The organism is uncultured Rhodococcus sp. (genome assembly GCF_963525155.1).
Lineage (GTDB): Bacteria > Actinomycetota > Actinomycetes > Mycobacteriales > Mycobacteriaceae > Rhodococcus_F > Rhodococcus_F qingshengii.
Map to the genome: position 1 here is coordinate 1 of NZ_CAURKP010000093.1, position 21686 is coordinate 21686.

Consider the following 21686-nt stretch of genomic DNA (forward strand, 5'->3'; position numbering starts at 1 on the left):
GCGCTACGTCTACGAGAACTTCACGACCGATTCGGTGCTGATCAACTGCCACTACCCGGTGAGCCCGAACAAATTCGTACTCATGTACGGCATTACCGTCCAGAAGTCCGCAGAGATGCCCGCCGAGTTCGCCGATCAACTTGTCGACGCGATGATCGGATACATCGGTGTCGGGTTCGAGCAGGACATCGAGATCTGGAAGAACAAGACCCGCATCGACAATCCGCTGCTCTGCACCGAGGACGGTCCGGTATACCAACTGAGGCGGTGGTATGAACAGTTCTACGTGGACGTCGCCGACGTCACGCCCGAGATGGTCGACCGTTTCGAATTCGAGATGGACACAAGCAAACCCATCGAAGTGTGGAAGCAGGAAGTCGCTGACAACATCGCACGCAGGGCCGCCGCAGGAGTAGGGCAATGACCATGGAACCGCTGGACTGCGAGCGGTGCGGAACATACGTCCTCGTGGAGAAGAACAGCTGGCATCACACGTCGACCCAGTGGCGATCAGATTCGCGCACGGCATGTTTGGAGTACCGCGACGATGCTGAACCGCCGAGAATTCGATCCGGAAGTTGTTCCGCATTGAGAAATTCCATCAGCAGGGCCGCAATCGACGGGCGGATAACCGTTCCCGAATGACAATCTCCCTCGCGGCCTTGAAGGCTCACCTCATGGCGGCGGCCAACTGCTGAGACAACGTGCCTTTGTTCTCCACCTCGATGGTGTCGCAGCCCTGCCAACGCGCAGTTCTCCGAAGGAGTTCCGCCAACCGCGGCGCAGTGTCGGCGTCCGCGGTGGGTTCGGCCCACGCCGCGCGGACAAGCAGTCGACGGTTCTGACGGTCGTTCTTCAGATCGACTCGGGCGCAGATCTTGTCGTCGATCAAGACCGGAAGCACGTAGTATCCGTGAACTCGCTTGTGCGCCGGAGTGTAGATCTCGATCCGGTAGTGAAAGTCGAAGAGCCGCAACGCTCGATCGCGTGCCCACACTACCGGGTCGAAGGGTGACAACAACGCTTCCGCACGGATGGACCTGGGACGCTTCGCTCGCGGATCGATCCACACCTCCCTTGCCTTGCCTCGACGCTCCCAGCCGTCGACGGACACCCGGCGCACACTGCCGGCATCTTCGAGTTCCTGCAATGCCGTTCGTGCTTCTGCGCTGGGCAGACGAAAGTAGTCGGCGATGTCGTCGAGGGTGCCGAGACCGTGTGCCTTCACACCCCGCAGCACCAGTTCGCGTATCGCCTCCGACCGCTCGACGTGTGCGTCGAGTATCTCGGGTGCAAGCATCTGCTCGGCCAGGCCGTAACGACGCTCGAAACCGGCGCGCCCCGCCGAGACCACCTCGCCCCAACGGAACAGCGTCTCCAGCCCGACCTTCACGTCGGACCACCCCCACCACGGACCGCGCCGTGTGTTCGCCTCGTGTTCGATCTCGCTCGCCGCCATCGGACCGTTGTCGCGCAACTCCTGCCGCAACCAATCGAGGAAGACACTCCGATCGGAAGCCCACCCGTCCTTGTCACTCAACGCTTTGGCGCGAAACTGGTCCATCCGCCAACGGAACAACGGCCACATGTCCACCGGCAAGAACGTTGCTTCGTGGCCCCAGTATTCGAGGTATCCCGAACCGGGGGCGAAGGCAAGCTGATCGAGTCTGGATTTGTCGTATGCGCCCAATCGCGCATAAACGGGTAGGTAGTGACTGCGTTCGAAGACATTGACCGAGTCGATCTGCAGCACCTGCAGCCGGTCCATCACGCCGACCAGATTGCGACGCGTCACCGTCGTGGGATGCGATTTGCCGAATCCCTGAGCGGCAAGCGCTATGCGACGGGCAGCTGCCAGTGACACGACTTCGCTCATAGTGGGCCAGACTACGCACACCCACCGACACGCTTCAGGCGGCCGAAGCCCGACGGCCGAACAGTACTGCCGACATGAACACCTGCAACATGGCCGCGTTCTCTGCGGCAGCGTCGAACTTCATCATGCGGCCGACATCCGGGACCAGGTTGAGCGCAGCGTGAACTACGAACTTCGCCTCTACTGCCGACAGCTCAGGACGAATCTCGCCGAGCACTCGCGCCCATTCGACCACGTAAAGCTTCTGGCGATTCTTCAGATCGCTTCGATGACTCGGCAGAAGGTTGTTCATCTCGGAGAAGTAGACCGACATCAATTCGTGCTGTGCAAACGACAACTCCACGTACATCGCCGACAGTGACCGGAGCACTTGTTCGTGCGAAGTCGCGGAGTCGAAGACCGCTGCCGTCGCCAAGTCCAAGCGATCTGCAGCTCGATAGAACACGGCGCCGAGAAGCTCTGCCTTGCTGGGAAAGTAGCGGTACATACCGGACGCGTTCAAGCCGGCGGCCGCGGCGATCTCTTCGATGCTGACGTCGTGATACCCGCGAGAGTCGAAAAGGCGCACGGCTTCCTGCAAGAGACGTTCACGTTTGTTCGTGGTCACGGTTCGAGGTAACGAGGACTGCTCCAAGCGGCTAGCGGTGATTGCACCCTCACCTTGATCTATCGCCAGACACGCGTCGAGCAGAACCTTCTCCATCGCTCGCTGGGGCAGCAACAGGTTATGGACGGTGATACTGCCGATGACGCTGAACATCGCTGCCACGACAAGGGTCTCGTCCCTCGCCGTCATCGCGGGTTCGGAGCGCGAAAGATACCGGGCTACTCGGCGATTGACCGTACTGGCTTGCGCTCGAACGGATTTCCGATCATCGGTGTCGAGAAACCGGCTCTCCCAACGATAGATTCCGGCCGTACGCCGATTGCGGATCGTCGTTCGTATCACTGCAATCAGATCTTCGCGCAACCGCTGCGCATCGGTTGCCGCAGGCGCAACCGAAACGGCATCGAGGGCACTGGCGAGCGCTCCGGTCAACTCCAGTGCCGCGTGGCGGAACATCGCGTACTTGTTCGGAAAGTGCCGATAGAGCGCCGAACCCGAAATACCGACCGCCGACGCGATGTCGTCGACACTGACAGCAGGATATCCGCGCTCACTGAACGCGATTGCCGCTGCAGCCGCGATCTGCGCCTTGCGGTCCTTCGGTCGCCTCTTGACGGAGTCGGACCTCGGCTGCCGAACAATCCCATTCGACGTCTGCGCGTCGACGAACTGATCGTTCAGGCTCACCGTGTACCCCACTCTCCAGCCCTCACGCACAAAGCACTTCGATCCGCCTGCTCATCAGACGAGAATCAGCATAAGCATGATTCTGAAATCTCGTACACCGATTTCAGCACATCGCGCGTCTAGAGTTTCATACATGCAGGTAACGCTGCCTTTGATCAGAACACACCACTCGCCCTTCGCCACCTCCCCCGTTGCTTCCACCGAGAATCTTCGTTAACAAAACGTTGCCTGTGGCCACCAGCAGTGGGTAGGGTCACCGCTCGAAGCATCCAGCCCGCATCCACGAAGCAATCCGACTGACAGATTCGGAATATTCGTAAACATACACAGGATGTCGATATGAACAGTTCCGATATCTCCACGTCAATGAAGGAAACTCGGTCAACAGGGCTGACAGTTCGACGAGAATTTCGGTTCACATAATGCTTGCTTGGACACATATATGTGTGAGATGCTTCACAGGCAGTTCGCTCGACCGCCAGCGCTCGAACAGTTCGAACTCCGTGCCGAACACTGTTGATCTGCAAAGGAATTCAATTAGATGACGTACGAGCTGCCAGCCGCGAAGGGCCCGGTGCGAGACGTAGCGTTACAGGGGGGCTATCTGATCGGATTCTCGGTTCAGGCACTCTTCGGCCTGTTCACGGCAATCCTGCGCAGACGACTCTCATTGCACGAGACGGTTACTCAGACCCTGTTCATCGGTCGCGTCAGCACCGGCCCGTCGCTGCTTCTCATGATTCCGATCGGTGTATTCATCGCCGTCTCGGTCGGTGAACTGGCCGGCCGGATCGGAGCCGGTGGATATTCCGGAGCTGTCGTAGCTTTCATCATCGTCGGTCAGGCCGCGGCGCTGGTGTGCGCGTTGATGATGGCCGGTGTCGCAGGATCGGCGATCTGCACGGATTTGGGTTCACGAAAGATCCGGGAAGAGATCGACGCGATGGAAGTGATGGGCATCGACGTGATCGAGCGCCTCGTCGCACCGAGATTGGTTGCGGCAGTGATCGTCTCCCTTGCACTGTGTTCGATGGTCACCTTCGGCGGTGTGATCGCGTGCTACCTGTACCACATCTACGTCCAGCATCTTCCGGCCGGAACGTTCATGGCAACGTTCAGTCAGTACGGGCGATCTTCCGACTTCGTCATGGCTTTGGTGAAGGCTGCGGTCTTCGGCATCGCTTCGACTTTGGTCGCCACCTTCAAAGGTCTACATGCAAAAGGTGGCCCACGCGGCGTTGCCGACGCAGTCAACGAAGCCGTGGTCATCGCGTTCGCGCTCGTCTTCATCGTGAACACAGTGTTGTCCGCGCTCTACACCGTAATCGTCCCGGCAGTCGGTGAATTCTGATGTCGCTCGTCGATCTCCGTGTTCGAGCACGTCAAGCGAGCAGACCCCTGCGAACCGCGGGCGACGGCCTCGTCTCCCTCGGTCAGCACGTCACTTTCTACGTCCGCACTATCGCATCGATCCCCTTTGCGCTCACCAAGTACCGCAAGCATGTACTCGGTCAGATCAGCGAGGTCAGCTTCGGCACGAATTCCTTGTTGTCCGGCGGCGGCACCATCGGGATCGTCTTCGCGATGTCGCTGGCCGCGGCGATGATGTTGGGCGTCGAGACCCACCGGGGCCTCGAGCTTGTCGGGATGACCTCGCTCTCCGGCATGCTGTCCGCGGTTGCCAACACCCGTGAACTGGCCCCTGTTGTCGTCGCGATCGCGTTGGCCGCCAAGGTCGGAACGGGTTTCACCGCCCAGATCGGGGCCATGCGTATCTCCGACGAAATCGACGCGCTGGACTCGATGGCGATCCGATCGATCCCCTTCCTCGCGGGTACCCGGGTGATCGCTGCCATGATCTGTGTCATCCCGATCTACATGATCGGACTCCTGGCCAGTTACCTCTCGACCCGACTGGTCGTCGTGTTCTTCAACGGCGCATCGGCAGGTACTTACGACTACTTCTTCCATCTGGCGATCTCTCCGCAGGATCTCCTGTACTCGGGTCTCAAGGCCGTGGTGTTCGCCGCTGTTGTCGCGCTGGTTCACTGCGCTTACGGCTACTACGCATCGGGCGGTCCGGCCGGCGTCGGGCAAGCGGCCGGGCGCGCGCTCCGGACTGCGATCCTCGCGATCGGAATCCTCGACGTACTGATGACTTTCGCGCTGTGGGGCCTCGTGCCCCAGATCCCGGGAATGGGGGTCTGAGCCGTGGACAGACTCACTACACGCACGAAGATCGTGTACGCCCTTCGCGGCGCGATCGCCATAGTCGTAGCCGTCGCCGCCGCCGTGACAATGGTTCTACGCGGTTCGGGAAATCTCGAGCAGAGCACCGACATCTTCGTCGCTGTTCCAGCCACAGCCGGTCTCATCAGCGGCGAGGCGCCGGTTCGGTACCACGGCGTCAACGTCGGCCGAATCGGCGAAATCGAATCAGGAACCGCCGAATCCGTTGTGCAGTTGCAGATTCAGACGGATGACGCGTCGAAGATTCCCGCCGACGTGGTGGCTCGCGTCGTTCCACGCACGTTCTTCGGCGACATCTACATGCAGCTCGTGGACAGTCCGAATGAGCAGGGCCAGACGTCTCTGTCGGACGGAGACGAGATCCACATGGACGACGGTCCCGAAGCCGTTGCGCTCTACGACGTGTACACCAAGTTGGTGGGCGTCCTCACTGCGATGCAGCCCGAGAAGTTGCAGACAGCCCTGACTGCGCTGGGCCAGGCGCTCGACGGAAACGGAGCCGAGATCGGAGCCACGATAGACAATCTCAGCGCGGCTTCCGGCGCACTGGCTCCTGCCGCCCACCAATTCCTCGAATCGACACCCGAATTCAAGTCGGTCGTCGACGCGTTGGACCGTGCGACCCCCGACATTCTCGATACCTTGGCAGCCGCCACAACCGTCTCGAACGACATGGTCGCCAACAGAGCGAATCTCGAGTCCTCGATCGGCGCGGCCGCAGTCTTCGCCGCTACCGTCGACGATTTTGTCGGGGCGAACAACCGAAACATCATCACTGTGATCGATTCCGCCGGAAAGATACTCGCAACCACCGCGGCCAATCCCGGAGGACTGCGTTCCACCCTCGCCAATGCCAGTACGTTCGGCGCCGCGGGCGCTCGGGTCTTCGCCACCGGTAAGTTCGACATCACAGCAGTAGCCACGTTCGCCGAACCGCTCCCATACACGGGTGATGATTGCCCGCAGTACGGTGACTCGCGCGGAGCACAGTGTTCGGGCTCCAACCTGACGCCTGAACAACCCGTCAGTGCCCCGGTCGTGGGCGGCGTAGCCGAAGCGGCCACCCTGCGGTACCTCGAAGATCAACTACTGGGCGGATCGCCGGAACCCTCGGATACCCCCAACCCGGCAACAACACTGATGTTGGGGCCGATGGTCAGAGGTAACGAGGTGACCGTCCCGTGAAGGTCCGTCCTGGCCAGGTAATTCGGTTGTCACTCTTCTGTCTCACCGGCGTCGCCTGCGCGTCGTTCGTGGCGAACACGTTGTCGGTCCCGGTTTGCGGAAGCACTGATTCGTACTCGTTCGAGTTCACCGACGTCGAAGGACTCAACCCGGGCAACCCGGTCACCATGTCGGGTGTGCGTATCGGCCGCGTGGACTCGGTTGCGTTCGCCGACAACGGAGGCGGGACGAGCAAGGCGATCGTCGACGTCGAAATCGAGTCGAAATATTCCCTCGAGTCGGATGTCCGTGCCGCCGTGCGCTACGGCGACATGCTCGGTGCTCGATATCTGGCACTGACGCAGGACGACAGCGCAACAACGGTATCCGCACGACAGCTCGAACCAGGTGACACGATACCGCTGGCGCAGACAACACCGCCGATCAACTTGACGGCCCTGATGAACGGGTTCAAACCGTTGTTCGCCGCGCTGCAGCCCGAGCAGGTCAACACGCTCACGCGAAGTTTTGTCGAAACCTTCAACGGCCAGGGCCAGGCAATGACCACCCTGCTCGACCAGATCGCGACCATGAGTTCCGGCCTGGTCGACCGTCAGGACGTCTTCGCGCAACTACTCACGAACATGAACACTCTTCTCACCTCCGTCGACGAGCGTCAATCCGAATTGGTCGGTCTGTTGGACGGTTTGAACGATCTGAGTACTTCCGTCGTCGGGCAGAACGATCAACTGGTCTCGCTCTTGGATCAGGGAAACCGCACTGTCTCGTCGTTGGCTCAGATCATGGCCGGGTCTAACGGCGCATTCGGTCAGACCGTGCAACAACTCGAAAGTGTCACCGGGAGTTGGATTGCGAGCGCCGACGAGTTCAACAGACTTCTCGTCAACCTTCCCCAGTTCGCCGACGCCGCCAACCGGATCGGAAGTTACGGAAGTTTCATCAGCCTGTATCTGTGCAATTTCACTCTGAAGGCAGGCGACATGGAAGCCAACATCTTCGGTCCGACACACTCGCCGGTGTGCTCATGATGTTCCTGGTCAAGCTGATCGACGTGTTCGTCGGCATCATGCTCTTCCTGTTCAAAGGGGATCGCCGTCGCAGCGGTAGCGGCACCGCTCTCGCCCTGGGTAGTCTCGGAATCTTCGTTCTGGTGGTGGGACTCGGCGCCGCCTTGGGCATTCCGAAGCTCTGGTACAACGTACGCACGTCGGCATACACAGCGGAGTTGGCCAATGCCAGCGGGCTTTCCGACACAGATCCGGTTTACGTGGCCGGGGTTCCCGCGGGCCGAGTGGATTCGATCGACCTTGCCGGCGACCACGTCGTCGTCAACTTCCGCTTGGACAAGGACCAGCCTTTGGGAAACCAGAGCACGGCGACGGTCAGGCTCAAGACGGTCCTCGGCAAGCGCTACCTGGAGATCGTGCCGGCCGGCGTGGTCGACGACTCCGAGGCGCGGGTCATCCCGCTCTCCCGCACAACCGTGCCGTACAGCCTCGACGACGTCAGCAGTGATGCCACCACTGCGGCAACAGGCGTCGACCTACAGGCGATGGAGTCCATGATGAACACCCTTTCGCAGGTGATTCCCACTGATTCCGATCAGGTGGGCCGGGCTCTGGCCGGAATCAGCGGCGCCTCGGCGGCTTTCGCGCAGAACAGTGAACAGATCGACCAGATTCTCATCATGTCCCGTGAGCTGTCGGACATGGCTGCGGCACAAACCGATTCGATCGTCGGTACTGCGGCCAATGCTCAGACGATCGTTCGCACTCTTGCGATGCGCAAGGACGCACTGACTCAGCTGGTCGACAACCTGACAATCATCATCTCGAAGCTCTCCACCACTTTCGTCGATCGTCAGGACGAGTTCGGAGCCATGACCGACAACCTCGTCGCGGTCACCACCACGCTGAAGAACAACGCAGATCAGATCGACCTGCTGTTGACTCGTCTTCCTTCCGCGCTGCGTTCGGTCACCGATTCAACCGGCACCGGCAATTGGACCGACGTCAACGCGCCGGCGGCCGTGATCCCGGACAATCTGCTCTGCGCGCTCGGCATCATGGAGGGCTGCAAGTGAATACACGAAAAGCCGTCACGGCCATGCTGGTAGTGACCTTGGCGATCGCCCTGCCCGGTTGGTACATATTCGGACGAACAGATCAGTCCAAGACCGTCTACGCCGATTTCAGCTACGTCGGCGGAATCTACGAGGGAAGCAAGGTCACCGTCCTCGGAGTCGGCGTCGGGACGGTCACGTCGGTGGAACCTCGCGGAACTTCTGTTCGAGTAGCGATGTCGATGCCCGACTCCGTGGACCTGCCCGCCGACGCCTCGGCCTATGTCCTCAATCCATCGGTGATCAGCGATCGACACATCGAACTCGGCCCGGCGTACACCGGCGGAGAGACACTGAAAGACGGCGACCAGATTCCGATCGAACGTGCCCACTCCCCCATAGATTTCGACGGCTTGATGGGAAGCGTCAGCACTTTGGCCGACGCATTTGCCGGGGATGGGGGCAATCTCGGCGATCTCGTGAGCCGCGGCGCCGCCGGGTGGCAGGGCCAGGGCGATCAATTCAACACCGCAATTCGCAACCTCAGCACGGCAACCGGAGTTGTCGGCGCTCGGTCGGAAGACATCGGTGCCCTTGTCGACAATCTCAACACTTTGATGAATGCTCTGGACGCACGGCAGGTCAGCCTCGACGAACTTGTCGGCGACCTCGGCGTCCTGGGTGATCAATGGGCGAGCCAGAACATGGACATCTCACAGCCTCTGCAGGATCTGCAGGTGGTCTTCGACCAGTTGAACAGTTTCATGACAACTCACGGCGATGATGTCGGTGCCATAGCCGACAACGTGCGAGTTCTCGGTGACACTCTGGCTGCCAAAGAACCCGGCCTCGCCGAGTTCATGGACCTGGTGCCGTTGATGATGCAGAACCTCTCCCAGACAATCGGTCCTGATCAGCGCGGGCGCATTCGGCTCAACGTCTCGACTGCATTGACTCAGTTCGCGGTGGCGAAACCGCTGTGCGACACCTACAAGTTGCCGATCTGCACCGGAGCCGGGTTCACGAATCCGATTTCCCTCCCCCTCAGCACTTCTGATCCGCTCGGCATCGCCTCCGCGATTTCCGGCGGAGCCGTCCCCGGAGGTGGCAATTGACGCGGCAATCGGTTCGAATAATCGCCGGTATCGTGATCATCGGTGTGGGTTCTGCGGCCGTGTTCGCCTTCGGCGGCTGTAGCGCAGGCATTCAAGACCTACCCCTGGGTCGTTCGGCCGACGGTGACGCGTACAACGTGGCGCTGCAGCTGGCCGGCGCCGACGGCCTGGTGTTGGGAGCAGACGTCCGCAGCGGCCAGAAAGTCATCGGTCGAGTATCCGCGCTGTCAGCCGATGTCGTCGGAGCCGATGTGACTCTGAGTCTGGACGCCGCGACGCCATTGCCCGACAACGTCGAAGCTTCCGTCGAACTCCCGTCCGCACTTGGTAATCCGTTCATCAGACTCTTGCTGCCGGAAGTTCCGTCCGGCTCCACGCTCAGCGACGGAGACACAATTCCGGAGTCTCGCACCGAGATCGGTCCGCAGGTCGAAAGTGCGCTTGCCACCCTCGGCACGGTTCTGACCGGAAGCGGCATCGACCAACTCGATACCGTGGTGCGCGAGCTGAACACCGCGTTTTCCGGGCGCTCCGGTGAAGTTCGTTCTCTGACCGAGACCCTCACCTCGCTCATGGCAGAGGCAAGCAGTCACCGCAGCGAGTTCGACGAGGCCGTCGACCTCGCTGCCCGGGTCTCCTCCCAACTGGCCGGCCAACGCGTAGTTGTCGACAACTACCTCGATTCCGTTCCACAGGTGGTGTCGATTCTCGTGGGACAGAAGGATCAGATTGCGAGCCTGTTGAACTCGACCGTTCAGCTCGCCACCAACGCAAACACCATTCTCGACTCGTCTCCCAACGGCCTCGACGCGATGCTGCACGATGCGTCGACCGTTGTCGGGACCCTGGATTCGTTCAACTCGGAGATCGGCCAGACGCTGACGAACATGAACGGGTTGCTCGAAAACTTCACCGGTGCAGTGCAGGGCGACTACCTCGTTTTCGACGGCGCCCTGGATATTCCGGGAACGATCGACAAGCTCTGGAGCGGCGGTATGGCCGGTCAATCGATCGCACCAGCGGGAACTCTCACCGATCTACTTCAGGGAGGTCCGCGTTGAGTCGCCTTGCGCTTGTTCAACTTGTCCTGTTCGCTCTGATCGCTGCTGTGGTCATCCCTTTCGGGATCGTCTACGTGGTCGGCCCTCAGGGTTTCGGGGGTCAAATCCTGCTGCACGCCAACATGTCCGACGCCTTCGGATTGACCAAGGGCACGGTCGTCACGTATCGCGGCGTACAGGTGGGAAAAGTGAGTGAAGTCGAACTCGACGCAGGCACCCGCTCGGCTCGGGTGGAACTCTCACTCAACGACAACACCGAGATACCTACCGACAGCGTCGCCAAGGTGACGATGGGGACCGCAGCCGGAATTCAGAATGTCGACATCTATCCCAACACAAACCACGGCCCGTATCTTCGGGACGGCGACGAAATCGCCATGCCCGCGGATCAGCAACCGGTCCAGATGAGCCAGTTGATGCTTCAGGCGTCCGGTGTCCTGGAAGGGATTGATCCGCAAGCGATCAGCGACATCGGGACCGAACTGGGAAATTCGTTCAACGGGCTCGGCCCGAGCTTGGCGACGATGATCGACAACGGTGGGACCATGTCCGCGCAGTTGAACGACCAGTCGGCCGAACTCGCCGCGCTGCTGTCGCGAACCTCCACGTTGGTGGACTCCATGGCGACACAATCGGATTCGTTCGTCCGGGGAATGGCAGCTGCCAAGAACTTCACCGAACAACTCGAATCCAACGCGCCGGTGCTGATCTACCTCACCGATCATTCGCCCGCCGCCCTGAACAGCGCTCAACAGTTGTTCGACAAGTACCACAACACTTTCGGAGCGGTCCTGGCCAATCTCGTCACTGTCGCACCGATCATCTCCGACCGCACAGACGCCCTGGAAACCGGACTTGTCACGATTCCTGAAGGTCTCGCCAAACTGGCATCCATCGTCAAAGGCGATCGCGCCGACTTTGCCTTGGTTGCGACACAGGGGCCGGCCTGCAACTACGACACCCCTCGGCGTGAGGTCGGCGATCTGTCTCCCACCAGTCCGAGTCTGGCGATGTACTGTCCCCCCGCCGACGACCTCGTCCAACGCGGAGCACAGAATGCTCCGCGTCCGAACGACCTCGGTTTGCAGAACTCGACCGTCCCGGGCACTCCGATCGGACCGCCCGTCGTCGAAGATCCGATTCTCGTCCCGACCGGAGTCGACGCCCTGAACTACTGGAGATTGATGTTGGAAGGACTGGGAAATGGCACACGGTGACAACGCGCTACTCGACGAGGCAGAAGCCGAGGTGGCCGAACATCCGACTTCTCCGTCGCTACTTCGCAACCTGAAGGAGCCACGCAACGCACTGATCTCACTAATGGCGGTAGCGCTGGTCGCAGCATTGGTGGTGCTCGGATTCCAGATGTACTCGGCGAATCAGGAAGACACGCTGCGGCAGGAGGCTTTGGACACCGCGCGGGATTACTCGACCATCATGTCCTCCTTCGACTATCAGAACCTCGATGCCAACAAAGACAGCATTGCCTCGATGTCGACCGACGAGTTTGCCGGCACCTACCGAACGATGGTCGATTCACTTCGCGAAGTCGTTGCCGGGGGCCAAGGCCAGGCGAGCGCGACGGCGACAGACGTCGGTATCGAATCGCTGGACAATTCGTCGGCCAAGGTGCTCGTGTTCGTCGACCAACAAGCCAAGAATGTCGCAGCGCCAGAGGGAAACACACAGAAGTACCGCATGGTCGTGTCCCTGGTCCGCTCGGACGACCGGTGGCTCGTGAGCAACGTCGAGACCAAGTAACTCACCACGCGCGGAGGAAGATCCATGCCCACTCACTACCTGGATTCGGAAAAGTCCGAGTCGTCGCTTCGCACCGATCAGACACGCATCACCATCACGGCCGAGCGTAGACGGTGGGCACGTAAGCCCGCACACATCACCGACGCACTCGATTTCTGGTCGTTCGCCGGAGCCGCTGCCAACGTCATCCTGCAACTCGGTTGGCCCGAGGTGGCGTACGGCGTCATGGAGAGCAAGGTCGAATCGGGTGCTCTGACAGCGCATCCGTGGAAGCGTGCACGAACCACGACGCAGTACCTGACGGTCGCGATCCTGGGTGACGAGGAAGAGCGAAAGGCCTACCGCGAGGCCGTGAACTCGGTGCACCGACATGTGAAGTCGGATTCGAACAGCCCGGTCAAGTACAACGCCTTCAATCGCGAACTCCAATTATGGGTTGCTGCATGCCTGTTCATCGGTTTCGAAGACAGTCATCAGTTGCTGCACGGCAAGATGTCCGAAGAACAGGCGGAGTCGTTCTACAAGTCCGCGTCAACTTTGGGAACGACGCTGCAGGTCACCGAAGAGATGTGGCCGGCCACACGTGCCGACTTCGAGCGCTACTGGAATCTCGGTTGCGAACGCGTCGTCATCGACGAACGCACCAAGCAGTACCTGATCGACTTGGTCAACCTACAGATGATCGCGTGGCCGATACGCCTGGTGTTCCGAAACTTGTTGCGGTTCCTGACGGTCGGATTCCTTCCACCGATCTACCGCGACCAACTCGATCTCGAGTGGACCGAAGACGACCGCCGCCGGTTCGAACACCTCTTCATTTTCGTGTCGTTCGTCAACAGGTTCATCCCACGCTCCGTTCGTCAGGCCGGCAACACCATTCAGATGCGCGACATTCGCCGCCGGATCAAGGCGAGCAAGAATCTCGTCTGAGCCAGCGGCGCGTTATTCGTTGTCAATTCTGCTGCCCTACAGGTAAATCGGGCCGGTCGGTCGACAACAGATCACGGCTGGACATGGGTTCCAGCACGACTGAAAACCGGGTCGAAAAGCCGACAAACCGGGCTGATCGAGTGTCACATTCGCCGCATATCGACGCCGCCGAGGCACGTTTCAGGTGACTTGCATCACATTTCATCTCGTTTATGTAACGCCGGGAGAGGTGGCATATCGCCATGCGACCTGGGAAAACACTCTTTGATGCATTTCTGTTGCACAAACATGTGTCGACACGCCGACCCGTGACCAATCCGTAATCATCTCTTATGGTTGGTGACAGCCCGATCAACCGGGCATTACCGAATCGCCACCGCCCGTCCCACCCCGCGGTTCGGACTCGACAACATTCCTAGTGGTGGGAGCGGAGCTGAGACGGTCACCGTCCTCCGTCGGCGGGACTCGAGAGGATTTACCAAAAATGACCAAGACCACCGTTACCCGTGCACTTGCCTCTGTCGCCGCAGCCGGAGCCCTCGCAGCCGGAGCCCTCGGACTGAGCGCAGGCACCGCATCCGCAGCCACCCACGACTGGTCGGGTGTCGCAGAATGCGAATCTTCGGGCAACTGGGCCGCGAACACCGGAAACGGCTACTACGGCGGACTCCAGTTCAGCCAGAGCACGTGGGAGGCCTACGGCGGAGCGGGCAGCGCCGCCAACGCCAGCCAGGCAGAACAGGTCCGCGTTGCTGAAAACGTCCTTGCCGGTCAGGGCGCCGGCGCGTGGCCGGTATGCGGACAGTACCTCCGCTGATCCCAGCTCACATACTGCGTCGCTGCCCGGCGTTCGTCGAGAATTCGACGGGCCCCGGGCAGCGTCGTACTAGCGACCTTCATGCCCCGCCTGATCCGGCCCCTCCGCCGCTGCTGTTGAAAGACATTACGGCGGTACGTGATCCGTCGGGATGACGCGGAGCGAGCGAGGTGTACCGACTCGCCTTCCGATCACGCATCAGCCCTCGGAGAGCCATCCACAATTGTTGGGCCGTCCTCGCCAACCGGTTGTGAGAACTGACCGGCGCAGCCGTAGAAGCGTACGGGATGGGGTCCTTACGCACGTAGTGCTCCATAACCCCAGCGTAGCCGTGTTTCGATGCCGAAATGTTCGTTTTCAATCGCTACCTCGCATCCCTCACGGCGACCGAACAAATCGATCCGGCGCACTCGATGGCCCATCCTTGACCAGGCGTGCAAATCGGTCGGGTAAATCGCGTGGCCCGAACACTTCTCGACCACTGTGTGACAAGAGGCGGTCAACGCTCCACCACTCGAAGTGCTCGACCAGCTCGGCGGCCAGCGCTTCGCGCCCCAACGACCCACAGGGCTCGAATGCGGTCGCCACCGGCACGAGGAAGTAGTCGTTGATCGCACCGCCCCAACCCGGCAATATCGCCGGGTCACGGATCTCCTCTTGCCACACATGGGTGGCTGCGCCGTAGTCGCGCAAGCCGATCTCCTCGTCCAATTCGCGCGCGAGCGCCTCGGACGGGGTTTCGTCTCCTTCCAAGCCTCCGCCCGGAGGACACCAGACCGTCAGCCCGCCCCCGGGCGCGATGAATCGGTAAAGCAGAAGACGGGACTGGTCGTCAACGACCAACCCCCTGGCCGAATGCCTCAGACGCATGAGTGCCACTGTAAGCCAGCAGGTCAGGCCATAACGGCCAACTCCGGCAGTCCGGCAACCACAACCGCGAGGTTGTATCCCGACATCCGCAGTTCTCCGTTGTCCCCTGTCCTCGCGTACTCCGCATGCCCGAACGCCCGCTCGTGTTTCACTCCATCCGGGGTGATCCCCTCGGCCGTGGACAACCGATGGAACTCGGTGCGCGTCGGATCGCCACCGAAACGGCCGAACCCCGCGATACTGTCGCCTTCCGCTTTCATGACGTAGACGTGCCGGTCGGCGATACCGAGGTCCGACTCCACCTTGGCTCGCACCCCGGGTGAACCGTAGAACACCACGTCGTCGACCGCTGCGCTTGCCCCGCGTTGCAGCGCAAGAGAAGTCGCGAGGGATCCGTAGGAGTGGCCCAACGCGGTGATATGGACTCCGTCGTTGACCGACGCAGCACGAAGACCGTGAAAGAAGCTACCCAATGCGTCGGCGGCTATGCCTGCTTTGGACGATCGACTGACGTCGAAGCTGGCCCGACCGATGTCGAACTTTCCCGGCCCGATCACCTGTGGCGCGTCATATCCGATCCAGGCGATGGTGGCCACGCTTTCCTTTCGGCCGGCCAGTTCGAGTTGCCGCATCGCCTCGGCTCGTAATCGCGTTGCCTCTCCGACCATTCCGCGCATCGAGTCCTTGACGTTGGTGTTCAGTCCGGGAATCGTCACGGAGATGTGATCCGCTGTGTCCGGATCACCGATCGCAATTGCAGCGAAGCCGCGTTCGCCCGAGCGCATGTCCATGAGCAGTAACCGTCGATCAGGTTCGGCGCGAAACAACTCGTCGAGCGCGTCCAGATCCTCGAGTTTGCGTTCGGCGTACCACTGGCCCGCCCCGGTGTTACTCAGTCTGCCGCCGAAGAACTCGCGGTGAAGTTCTTGCGAGATTCGGACTGAATCATCTTGCAGCCGTGCTCGTTCCGATTGAATTCGATCGAGATTGGCCGGGCTGCGAACCGCAGCAGGAATGCCGTCGAGGTTGGCGATCAGGCCTGGTGCATGACGCAACATCTGACGCTGCCGATCAGGGCTGAACGCTCGCCACTCCTCCCCCACACGCACAGCTTTGTCACGGAGGTCGGTGCCGACCTGAGACCGCAGAGACAACGCATGATGAAGATCCGCGCTTACCAGCAGTGCCTCACCGATCAAGTCTCGAACTGCGACCTCGAGCAACTGGGCGTGCACGTGGAGCGGATGACCGTCGGCGATGGGCGCAACAGCAGAGACGGTCCCATCCTGACGAATATGCAAGTCGTCGGCGACGGCCTCTTTGCGCAGCGTATCCAGCCGTCGACGGATATCGCGAACGCGGTGAGCGACCAGAACGCCTTCCAACCCAGCAGACAGTTGATCCAAGGCTTCGACGTCCCATACGTCGATATCTGTGAGATCCACTCGGGTCAGGACGAACGAGCAGCGATCCGGGCCTGTACTTCCGGGCGACGCAACGGAGGGACGGTCTGAGGTGGCTGTCTGCGAGGCGGCAACGCACTGAGCAGGCGCGTCGTCGTTTCGGTCACCTCACGCACCGCCTGTTCGAAGGCGTCTCGGTTCGCGTCGGACACCTTGGCTATTCCGCTCACCTTACGTACGTATTGGCGAGAGGCCGCCTCGATCTCCTCCGGCGTAGCAGCGGGCTCGAGTCCACGAAGTTCAGTGATGTTTCGGCACATAATTCGACGATAACCCTGCTCACCGACGCCGTCACGGTTCGATACATCAATGTATCCAAACTGCCACGCAGATCCGGGCATCACGGTAGTTTCAGTGAAATTCCCCCAGTGACTGGAAGTAGCCACTAACTCATGGACTCTGCACTCACCTCCGTCGGCCTACCCGCCGCACTCGCCATCATCATGTTCGGCCTCGGGCTTTCCTTGACGGTCGGAGATTTTGCCCGCGTGGCAAAAGCGCCGAAAGCCGTCTCGATTGCCCTGATCTGTCAGTTGTTGTTGCTCCCGGCCGCGGCCTTCGGTCTGGTCACGTTGTTCGACCTCGACCCACTGCTCGCTGTCGGCATGATGCTCCTCGCCGCATCACCGGGCGGCACCACGGCAAACCTGTTCAGCCATCTGTTCCGCGGCGATGTCGCTCTCAATGTGACACTCACTGCGGTCAATTCGGTGATAGCGGTGGTCACCCTTCCGCTCATCACCAACTTCGCGTTGGGCTACTTCGAACCCGAGGACGCGGACGGCACCCTCGGACTGCAGTTCACGAAGGTACTTCAGGTCTTTGCCGTCGTACTGATTCCTGTCGCCCTCGGAATGTGGGTTCGATTGCGCTCGAGCGCCTTTGCCGAGCGCATGGACAAGCCCGTCCGCATCGGATCCGCGGTGGTTCTGGCACTGGTGATCGTCGGAACGGTTGTTTCCGAGCGCGAGAACATCGCGGACTATCTCGTCGACATCGGCGTCGTCGCTGCCTTGTTCTGCCTACTGAGCCTCTCGATCGGTTACGTCGTTCCCCGGATATTCGGCATCGAGGATCGTCAGGCCATCGCCAGTTCCATGGAAATCGGCATCCACAACAGCACGTTGGCGATCACCATCGCCGTCAGTCTCCTCGACAACGTGCAATTGGCAGTGCCGGCCGCGGTGTACGGCGTTCTGATGTTCCCGCTCGCTGCAGCCTTCGGCGCCGCCATCACCCGAAAGTCACGGACCATGGCCGAAATCGACTAATATCAGGCGGTTTTCGATATAGGTGATCTGGTATCGCCAACCCTACGATCGATACGGACTCAGACCGAAGGGTATCGAAAAAATGCTGACCAACACACCTACCGTGCCGGACGAACGCGTCTGGCAAGAGCTAGTCGACGCACTTACCCGTCGCCAATTCGGCATCGGAGCCGGGATGGCAGCAGTCGCAACTATTCTGTCGTCCTGCAGTTCCAGCGACGGTTCAGGTACCGATGATGACGCTCAAATGCGCACCGTCACCACGCCGTTGGGGACCTACGACATACCTACCAACCCGAAGCGGGTCTTGGCCGTCGACGCCCGAACCGACCTCGAGCTCGCCATTGCCCTGGAACTACCGGTGTTCGGATACAACATCTCGCCCGTCACCAAGTGGGTTCCCGTCGACGGCTCGGCCGAATACCTCAGCGACAAGCCCAATCTGGAGCAGATCCTCGGACTCACACCCGATCTCATCATCTGCGTCAACGCCGACAACGAGTACTGGCCCGCGGCAAAGCTCCAAGCCATCGCTCCTGTCCTGACGACCGAATCGAAGCAGACGTGGCGGGAGAACCTGACCCGGCTCTCCGATTGGCTGGGCCGAACACCCACCATGGATCGCCTGATCACCGATTACGACGCTCTGATCACCGACATTCGCACTCGACACGCTTCGGCGATCGCGGGCAAAACCGTCGCAAGCTTGTCCTACAGTCCGGACAAGGCCACGATCTACATCGACAGCCTGCCCGTGTCGGAGGAAACGGGTAAGAAGAATCGTCAACCCACCGACATGACGCTCGCCGATATCGGCGGAAGAACATTGAGCACAACCGGTTTCGACAATCAGGGACGACTGAGCATCGAAGAGATGGATCGTCTGCAAGGCTGCGACGCGTTCATGGTTTCTGTCACCGACAGCAGTGACACCACCTTCGATCAACTCTCGGACAACAAGTTGTGGCAACGACTTCCGGCTGTGCAGGCCGGGAACGTCACCGTTCTGCAAGGAAGTACGTACTACGGGTCCATCTACACCAACATGTACGTCGCCAAGGGCTGGGACGATCTCTATTCGACGCTCGACTGATCAGCCTTGTCCGTGGAAATGCCGGCCGCTCCCGCGCGGTCGGCTTTTCACGTTTCGAGGTCGATGCCCAACGCTCCGGAGAGGGTCCGCAGACAGATCACTCTCAACTCTTCCTGCGGTATGGAAGGTTGATCGAGCCAGTCGAGGCAGACAGCTCGGACGAACGCGATCCATCCCCGAACTGCAACGGCAGCGAGCTGTCTTCTTTCGCCCTCGAATCCCAGTGCATCGAGGATTCGAATCTGCTGCTGTTCGAGTTCGCGCTCGACAATCGCCCGGATACCGGCCTCGGCCGAGAGCGTCCCGACGTTGATGGCGCGCACTCCCCTGCTGTGCGACTTCACGTACGCGAAGTAGGCGTCCAACCCGGCTGCCACCTGTTCGCGCACCGGTAGCGTCGCATCGGGTGCGGTCACCTCGAGCAGGTGCTGCGATTCGCGCTCGACGATTGCGGCGAAGAAGTCTCGCTTGGTCGGAAAATAGTGGTACATCAACCCGCGCGAGACGCCCGCAATCTCGGCGACCTCTTCGATCCACACATCCTCGTACGAGCGATCGGCAAAAAGTTGCGCGCCGATGTCGAGCAACTGCGTGCGCCGCTGCTCTCGGTCCAGGCGTTTTCGTGGTGCGACCATAGGCAAGTCAGATTACTACTTGACACCGATTCAGTAAGGCGTACTTTGCGTACTAGACATCAATTCAGTAAGCGATCTCACCCCGGGGGACACACAATGAGCGTCGACACCACTCCAGAGGCGACGACCGATGCTCGGATCCCGCATCCGGCGTGGCGCCTGCCGGTCCTCGGGGACGTTCTCGGGATCAATATCCGGACACCGCTGCAGAACTCCGTGAGCATCGGCCGCGAACTCGGCCCGATCTTCGAGAGAAATGTCCTGGGAAATCGCTTCGTCTTCGCCTCGGGCGCGGACATGGTGGCAGAACTGTCCGACGAGTCCCGGTTCGCGAAGCACCTTGCACCTGGAGTCAAAGCACTCCGCGGAATCGGCGGCGACGGCCTGTTCACGGCGTACAACCACGAACCCAACTGGGGCAAGGCGCACAATCTCCTGGCACCGGCGTTCAGCCAGACTGCGATGCGCTCGTACCACCGCACCATGCTCGACGTGGCCGGCGAGTTGGTCGACCATTGGGACAGTCGTGAAAGTGACTCCCCCATCGACGTCTCCGCAGACATGACCAAGCTGACACTGGAGACCATCGGACGCACTGGATTCAGCTACTCGTTCGACTCCTTCGAACGTGAAGAACAGCATCCGTTCGTCAAGGCAATGGTCGGCGCACTCTCCCATTCGCAGCGCACGACGTTCCTGAAGTCGACCGCCCTCGGGCGAGTGCTCGCACGTCGCGCCGATCAACGTGACGAGGTCCGCAAGGCGTACATGGCCGAGGTTGTGGACGAAGTGATCCGTGCCCGGCGGACAAGCACCGAACCGGGGCCCGAAGATCTTCTCGAACTGATGCTGCGGGCGGCACGCGAAAACGATCCCAACCGTATCGACGAACTGAACATCCGCCATCAGGTCGTGACCTTCCTCGTCGCCGGACACGAAACGACCTCCGGCGCATTGTCGTTCGCGCTGTACTACCTGTCACGAAACCCTGACGTGCTGGCCAAGGCGCAAGCCGAGGTCGACAAGGTATGGGAGGGCGACGAGCCCGCCTTCGAGAAGATCGCGAAACTTCGATACGTACGACGCGTCCTCGACGAATCATTGCGTCTGTGGCCGACGGCTCCTGCCTACGGCCGCGCGGCGCTCGAAGACACGACGCTCGTCGGCAAGTATCCGATGAAGAAGGGCGATTGGATGCTCGTGCTCATCCCGTCACTTCATCGTGATCCGGTGTGGGGCAACGATCCCGAGGCGTTCGATCCGGACCGCTTCCTGCCCGCCAACATCAAAGCCAGGCCGGCGCACGTGTACAAGCCGTTCGGAACAGGTGAACGCGCCTGCATCGGAAGACAATTCGCTATTCACGAAGCGGTCCTCGTGTTGGGCACCATCTTGCAGAAATACACGATCGAGGCCGATCCGGACTACGAGTTGAAGGTAGCCGAACGGCTCACCCTGATGCCCGAAGGCTTCAACTTGACGGTCCGCCGACGCTGACCTCGCAAAACTGCGTCGCGCAACTCGGTTGAAACAGTCCCGAATGCGGTAATCCCTGAGGTGGCAGCAGCGAGCACCGGCGCACCCTGGGAGTTCACATGACAAAGAGGCCTGCAGTGGGAATCGTCTTACTCTCGGCGGCATTGGCCACGGGAGCTTGCTCGGCAAGCGTCGGGACGCCGCAAGTGGACAAGTCCGAAGTCGCAAGTCAGATCTCCACTCAACTAGCCGAGAAGATCGGCGAGCCACCAGACGACGTGACGTGTCCGGAGAACCTCGACGCCGAAGTCGGCGCATCGATCACGTGCATCCTGACCGAGCAGGGCACCGAGTACGACGTCACAGCTACCGTGACCAGCGTTGACGGTGAAAGTGCGAACTTCGACATCAAGGTTGCGGATGTGCCGAACAATTAACTGCTGTGCGCCGTTATTAACCGCCGGGGGGTAATAAAGGCGCACAGCAAGTGGTCACATATGCGTGCCGCCGTCGATGCGGATTTCCGT

General features: G+C 60.6%; 20 protein-coding genes and 2 pseudogenes. 16 read left to right on the forward strand and 6 right to left on the reverse strand.

Translation table 11 applies throughout. The features are described from left to right. Positions 1-424: pseudogene (locus RWT78_RS18270) on the forward strand (3-ketosteroid-9-alpha-hydroxylase); the annotation flags it as partial. Positions 425-670: 246 nt separating this feature from the next. Here the strand turns inward: RWT78_RS18270 and RWT78_RS18275 are convergent. Both RWT78_RS18275 and RWT78_RS18280 read right to left on the reverse strand, forming a co-directional pair. Continuing rightward, on the reverse strand, positions 671-1876 hold the full coding sequence (locus tag RWT78_RS18275) for a DNA glycosylase AlkZ-like family protein (protein ID WP_314677112.1): 1206 nt from the start codon (positions 1874-1876) through the stop codon (positions 671-673). A 34-nt stretch (positions 1877-1910) separates the two neighbouring features. Continuing rightward, on the reverse strand, positions 1911-3170 hold the full coding sequence (locus RWT78_RS18280) for a TetR/AcrR family transcriptional regulator (RefSeq protein ID WP_007734242.1): 1260 nt from the start codon (positions 3168-3170) through the stop codon (positions 1911-1913). 541 nt (positions 3171-3711) lie between these two features. On the opposite strand from RWT78_RS18280, the gene RWT78_RS18285 reads away from it, so the two are divergent. From RWT78_RS18285 to RWT78_RS18335, 11 genes and pseudogenes are all read left to right on the forward strand, one after another. Then, positions 3712-4521 (forward strand): ABC transporter permease, encoded by an 810-nt coding sequence (locus RWT78_RS18285; protein WP_003945485.1) that lies wholly within the window; start codon positions 3712-3714, stop codon positions 4519-4521. Further along, positions 4521-5378: an ABC transporter permease gene (locus tag RWT78_RS18290; RefSeq protein ID WP_003945491.1), complete on the forward strand. Its 858-nt coding sequence runs from the start codon at positions 4521-4523 to the stop codon at positions 5376-5378. The genes RWT78_RS18285 and RWT78_RS18290 overlap by 1 nt, the downstream gene beginning before the upstream one ends. Before the next feature lie 3 nt (positions 5379-5381). After that, positions 5382-6605: an MCE family protein gene (locus tag RWT78_RS18295; protein ID WP_162113982.1), complete on the forward strand. Its 1224-nt coding sequence runs from the start codon at positions 5382-5384 to the stop codon at positions 6603-6605. After that, on the forward strand, positions 6602-7633 hold the full coding sequence (locus RWT78_RS18300; protein ID WP_314677117.1) for an MCE family protein: 1032 nt from the start codon (positions 6602-6604) through the stop codon (positions 7631-7633). Before RWT78_RS18295 ends, RWT78_RS18300 begins: the two co-directional genes overlap by 4 nt. Next, positions 7633-8688: an MCE family protein gene (locus RWT78_RS18305; protein WP_007734231.1), complete on the forward strand. Its 1056-nt coding sequence runs from the start codon at positions 7633-7635 to the stop codon at positions 8686-8688. The genes RWT78_RS18300 and RWT78_RS18305 overlap by 1 nt, the downstream gene beginning before the upstream one ends. Further along, complete coding sequence (locus RWT78_RS18310) at positions 8685-9782, forward strand: MCE family protein (RefSeq protein WP_314677119.1); 1098 nt, start codon at positions 8685-8687, stop codon at positions 9780-9782. The genes RWT78_RS18305 and RWT78_RS18310 overlap by 4 nt, the downstream gene beginning before the upstream one ends. Next, complete coding sequence (locus tag RWT78_RS18315) at positions 9779-10843, forward strand: MCE family protein (protein ID WP_314677121.1); 1065 nt, start codon at positions 9779-9781, stop codon at positions 10841-10843. The genes RWT78_RS18310 and RWT78_RS18315 overlap by 4 nt, the downstream gene beginning before the upstream one ends. Then, positions 10840-12060: an MlaD family protein gene (locus RWT78_RS18320; protein WP_003945914.1), complete on the forward strand. Its 1221-nt coding sequence runs from the start codon at positions 10840-10842 to the stop codon at positions 12058-12060. Before RWT78_RS18315 ends, RWT78_RS18320 begins: the two co-directional genes overlap by 4 nt. After that, positions 12047-12604, forward strand: a complete 558-nt coding sequence (locus tag RWT78_RS18325) for a hypothetical protein (protein ID WP_003945436.1) — start codon at positions 12047-12049, stop codon at positions 12602-12604. The genes RWT78_RS18320 and RWT78_RS18325 overlap by 14 nt, the downstream gene beginning before the upstream one ends. Before the next feature lie 24 nt (positions 12605-12628). Next, positions 12629-13534, forward strand: coding sequence for an oxygenase MpaB family protein (locus RWT78_RS18330; RefSeq protein WP_003945519.1), 906 nt, complete (start codon positions 12629-12631; stop codon positions 13532-13534). Positions 13535-14018: 484 nt separating this feature from the next. Further along, positions 14019-14345: pseudogene (locus RWT78_RS18335) on the forward strand (transglycosylase family protein); the annotation flags it as partial. 384 nt (positions 14346-14729) lie between these two features. Here the strand turns inward: RWT78_RS18335 and RWT78_RS18340 are convergent. Genes RWT78_RS18340 through RWT78_RS18350 form a run of 3 tightly spaced genes read right to left on the reverse strand, consistent with a single transcriptional unit; the run spans position 14730 to position 16944 of the window. Beyond that, positions 14730-15221, reverse strand: coding sequence for an NUDIX domain-containing protein (locus RWT78_RS18340; protein WP_314677126.1), 492 nt, complete (start codon positions 15219-15221; stop codon positions 14730-14732). Positions 15222-15244: 23 nt separating this feature from the next. After that, complete coding sequence (locus tag RWT78_RS18345; protein ID WP_314677127.1) at positions 15245-16666, reverse strand: alpha/beta hydrolase; 1422 nt, start codon at positions 16664-16666, stop codon at positions 15245-15247. A 5-nt stretch (positions 16667-16671) separates the two neighbouring features. After that, positions 16672-16944 carry a DUF2277 domain-containing protein gene (locus tag RWT78_RS18350; RefSeq protein ID WP_003945457.1) on the reverse strand — a complete coding sequence of 91 codons (273 nt, stop codon included), beginning with the start codon at positions 16942-16944 and terminating at the stop codon, positions 16672-16674. Between the two features lie 132 nt (positions 16945-17076). On the opposite strand from RWT78_RS18350, the gene RWT78_RS18355 reads away from it, so the two are divergent. Both RWT78_RS18355 and RWT78_RS18360 read left to right on the forward strand, forming a co-directional pair. After that, on the forward strand, positions 17077-17955 hold the full coding sequence (locus RWT78_RS18355) for a bile acid:sodium symporter family protein (protein ID WP_003945620.1): 879 nt from the start codon (positions 17077-17079) through the stop codon (positions 17953-17955). A gap of 82 nt (positions 17956-18037) precedes the next feature. Then, a complete protein-coding gene (locus tag RWT78_RS18360; RefSeq protein ID WP_314677131.1) occupies positions 18038-19048 on the forward strand; it encodes an ABC transporter substrate-binding protein in 1011 nt (336 codons plus the stop codon). Between the two features lie 47 nt (positions 19049-19095). On the opposite strand, the gene RWT78_RS18365 is transcribed toward RWT78_RS18360, so the two are convergent. Beyond that, positions 19096-19683: a TetR/AcrR family transcriptional regulator gene (locus RWT78_RS18365; RefSeq protein ID WP_003945528.1), complete on the reverse strand. Its 588-nt coding sequence runs from the start codon at positions 19681-19683 to the stop codon at positions 19096-19098. Positions 19684-19779: 96 nt separating this feature from the next. Between RWT78_RS18365 and RWT78_RS18370 the strand changes: the two genes are divergently transcribed. After that, the gene (locus RWT78_RS18370) at positions 19780-21180 is read left to right on the forward strand and encodes a cytochrome P450 (RefSeq protein ID WP_314677133.1); all 1401 of its coding nucleotides are present in this window, start codon (positions 19780-19782) and stop codon (positions 21178-21180) included. Positions 21181-21278: 98 nt separating this feature from the next. After that, positions 21279-21596: a DUF4333 domain-containing protein gene (locus RWT78_RS18375; RefSeq protein WP_020906277.1), complete on the forward strand. Its 318-nt coding sequence runs from the start codon at positions 21279-21281 to the stop codon at positions 21594-21596. Positions 21597-21686: the final 90 nt, after the last annotated feature.

Coding starts and splice junctions, on each gene's coding strand:
- RWT78_RS18275 (WP_314677112.1), bottom strand. CDS start 1,876: ATGAGCGAAGTCGTGTCACTGGCAGCTGCCCGTCGCATAGCGCTTGCC.
- RWT78_RS18285 (WP_003945485.1), top strand. CDS start 3,712: ATGACGTACGAGCTGCCAGCCGCGAAGGGCCCGGTGCGAGACGTAGCG.
- RWT78_RS18290 (WP_003945491.1), top strand. CDS start 4,521: ATGTCGCTCGTCGATCTCCGTGTTCGAGCACGTCAAGCGAGCAGACCC.
- RWT78_RS18305 (WP_007734231.1), top strand. CDS start 7,633: ATGTTCCTGGTCAAGCTGATCGACGTGTTCGTCGGCATCATGCTCTTC.
- RWT78_RS18325 (WP_003945436.1), top strand. CDS start 12,047: ATGGCACACGGTGACAACGCGCTACTCGACGAGGCAGAAGCCGAGGTG.
- RWT78_RS18330 (WP_003945519.1), top strand. CDS start 12,629: ATGCCCACTCACTACCTGGATTCGGAAAAGTCCGAGTCGTCGCTTCGC.
- RWT78_RS18340 (WP_314677126.1), bottom strand. CDS start 15,221: ATGCGTCTGAGGCATTCGGCCAGGGGGTTGGTCGTTGACGACCAGTCC.
- RWT78_RS18350 (WP_003945457.1), bottom strand. CDS start 16,944: ATGTGCCGAAACATCACTGAACTTCGTGGACTCGAGCCCGCTGCTACG.
- RWT78_RS18355 (WP_003945620.1), top strand. CDS start 17,077: ATGGACTCTGCACTCACCTCCGTCGGCCTACCCGCCGCACTCGCCATC.
- RWT78_RS18360 (WP_314677131.1), top strand. CDS start 18,038: ATGCTGACCAACACACCTACCGTGCCGGACGAACGCGTCTGGCAAGAG.
- RWT78_RS18365 (WP_003945528.1), bottom strand. CDS start 19,683: ATGGTCGCACCACGAAAACGCCTGGACCGAGAGCAGCGGCGCACGCAG.
- RWT78_RS18370 (WP_314677133.1), top strand. CDS start 19,780: ATGAGCGTCGACACCACTCCAGAGGCGACGACCGATGCTCGGATCCCG.
- RWT78_RS18375 (WP_020906277.1), top strand. CDS start 21,279: ATGACAAAGAGGCCTGCAGTGGGAATCGTCTTACTCTCGGCGGCATTG.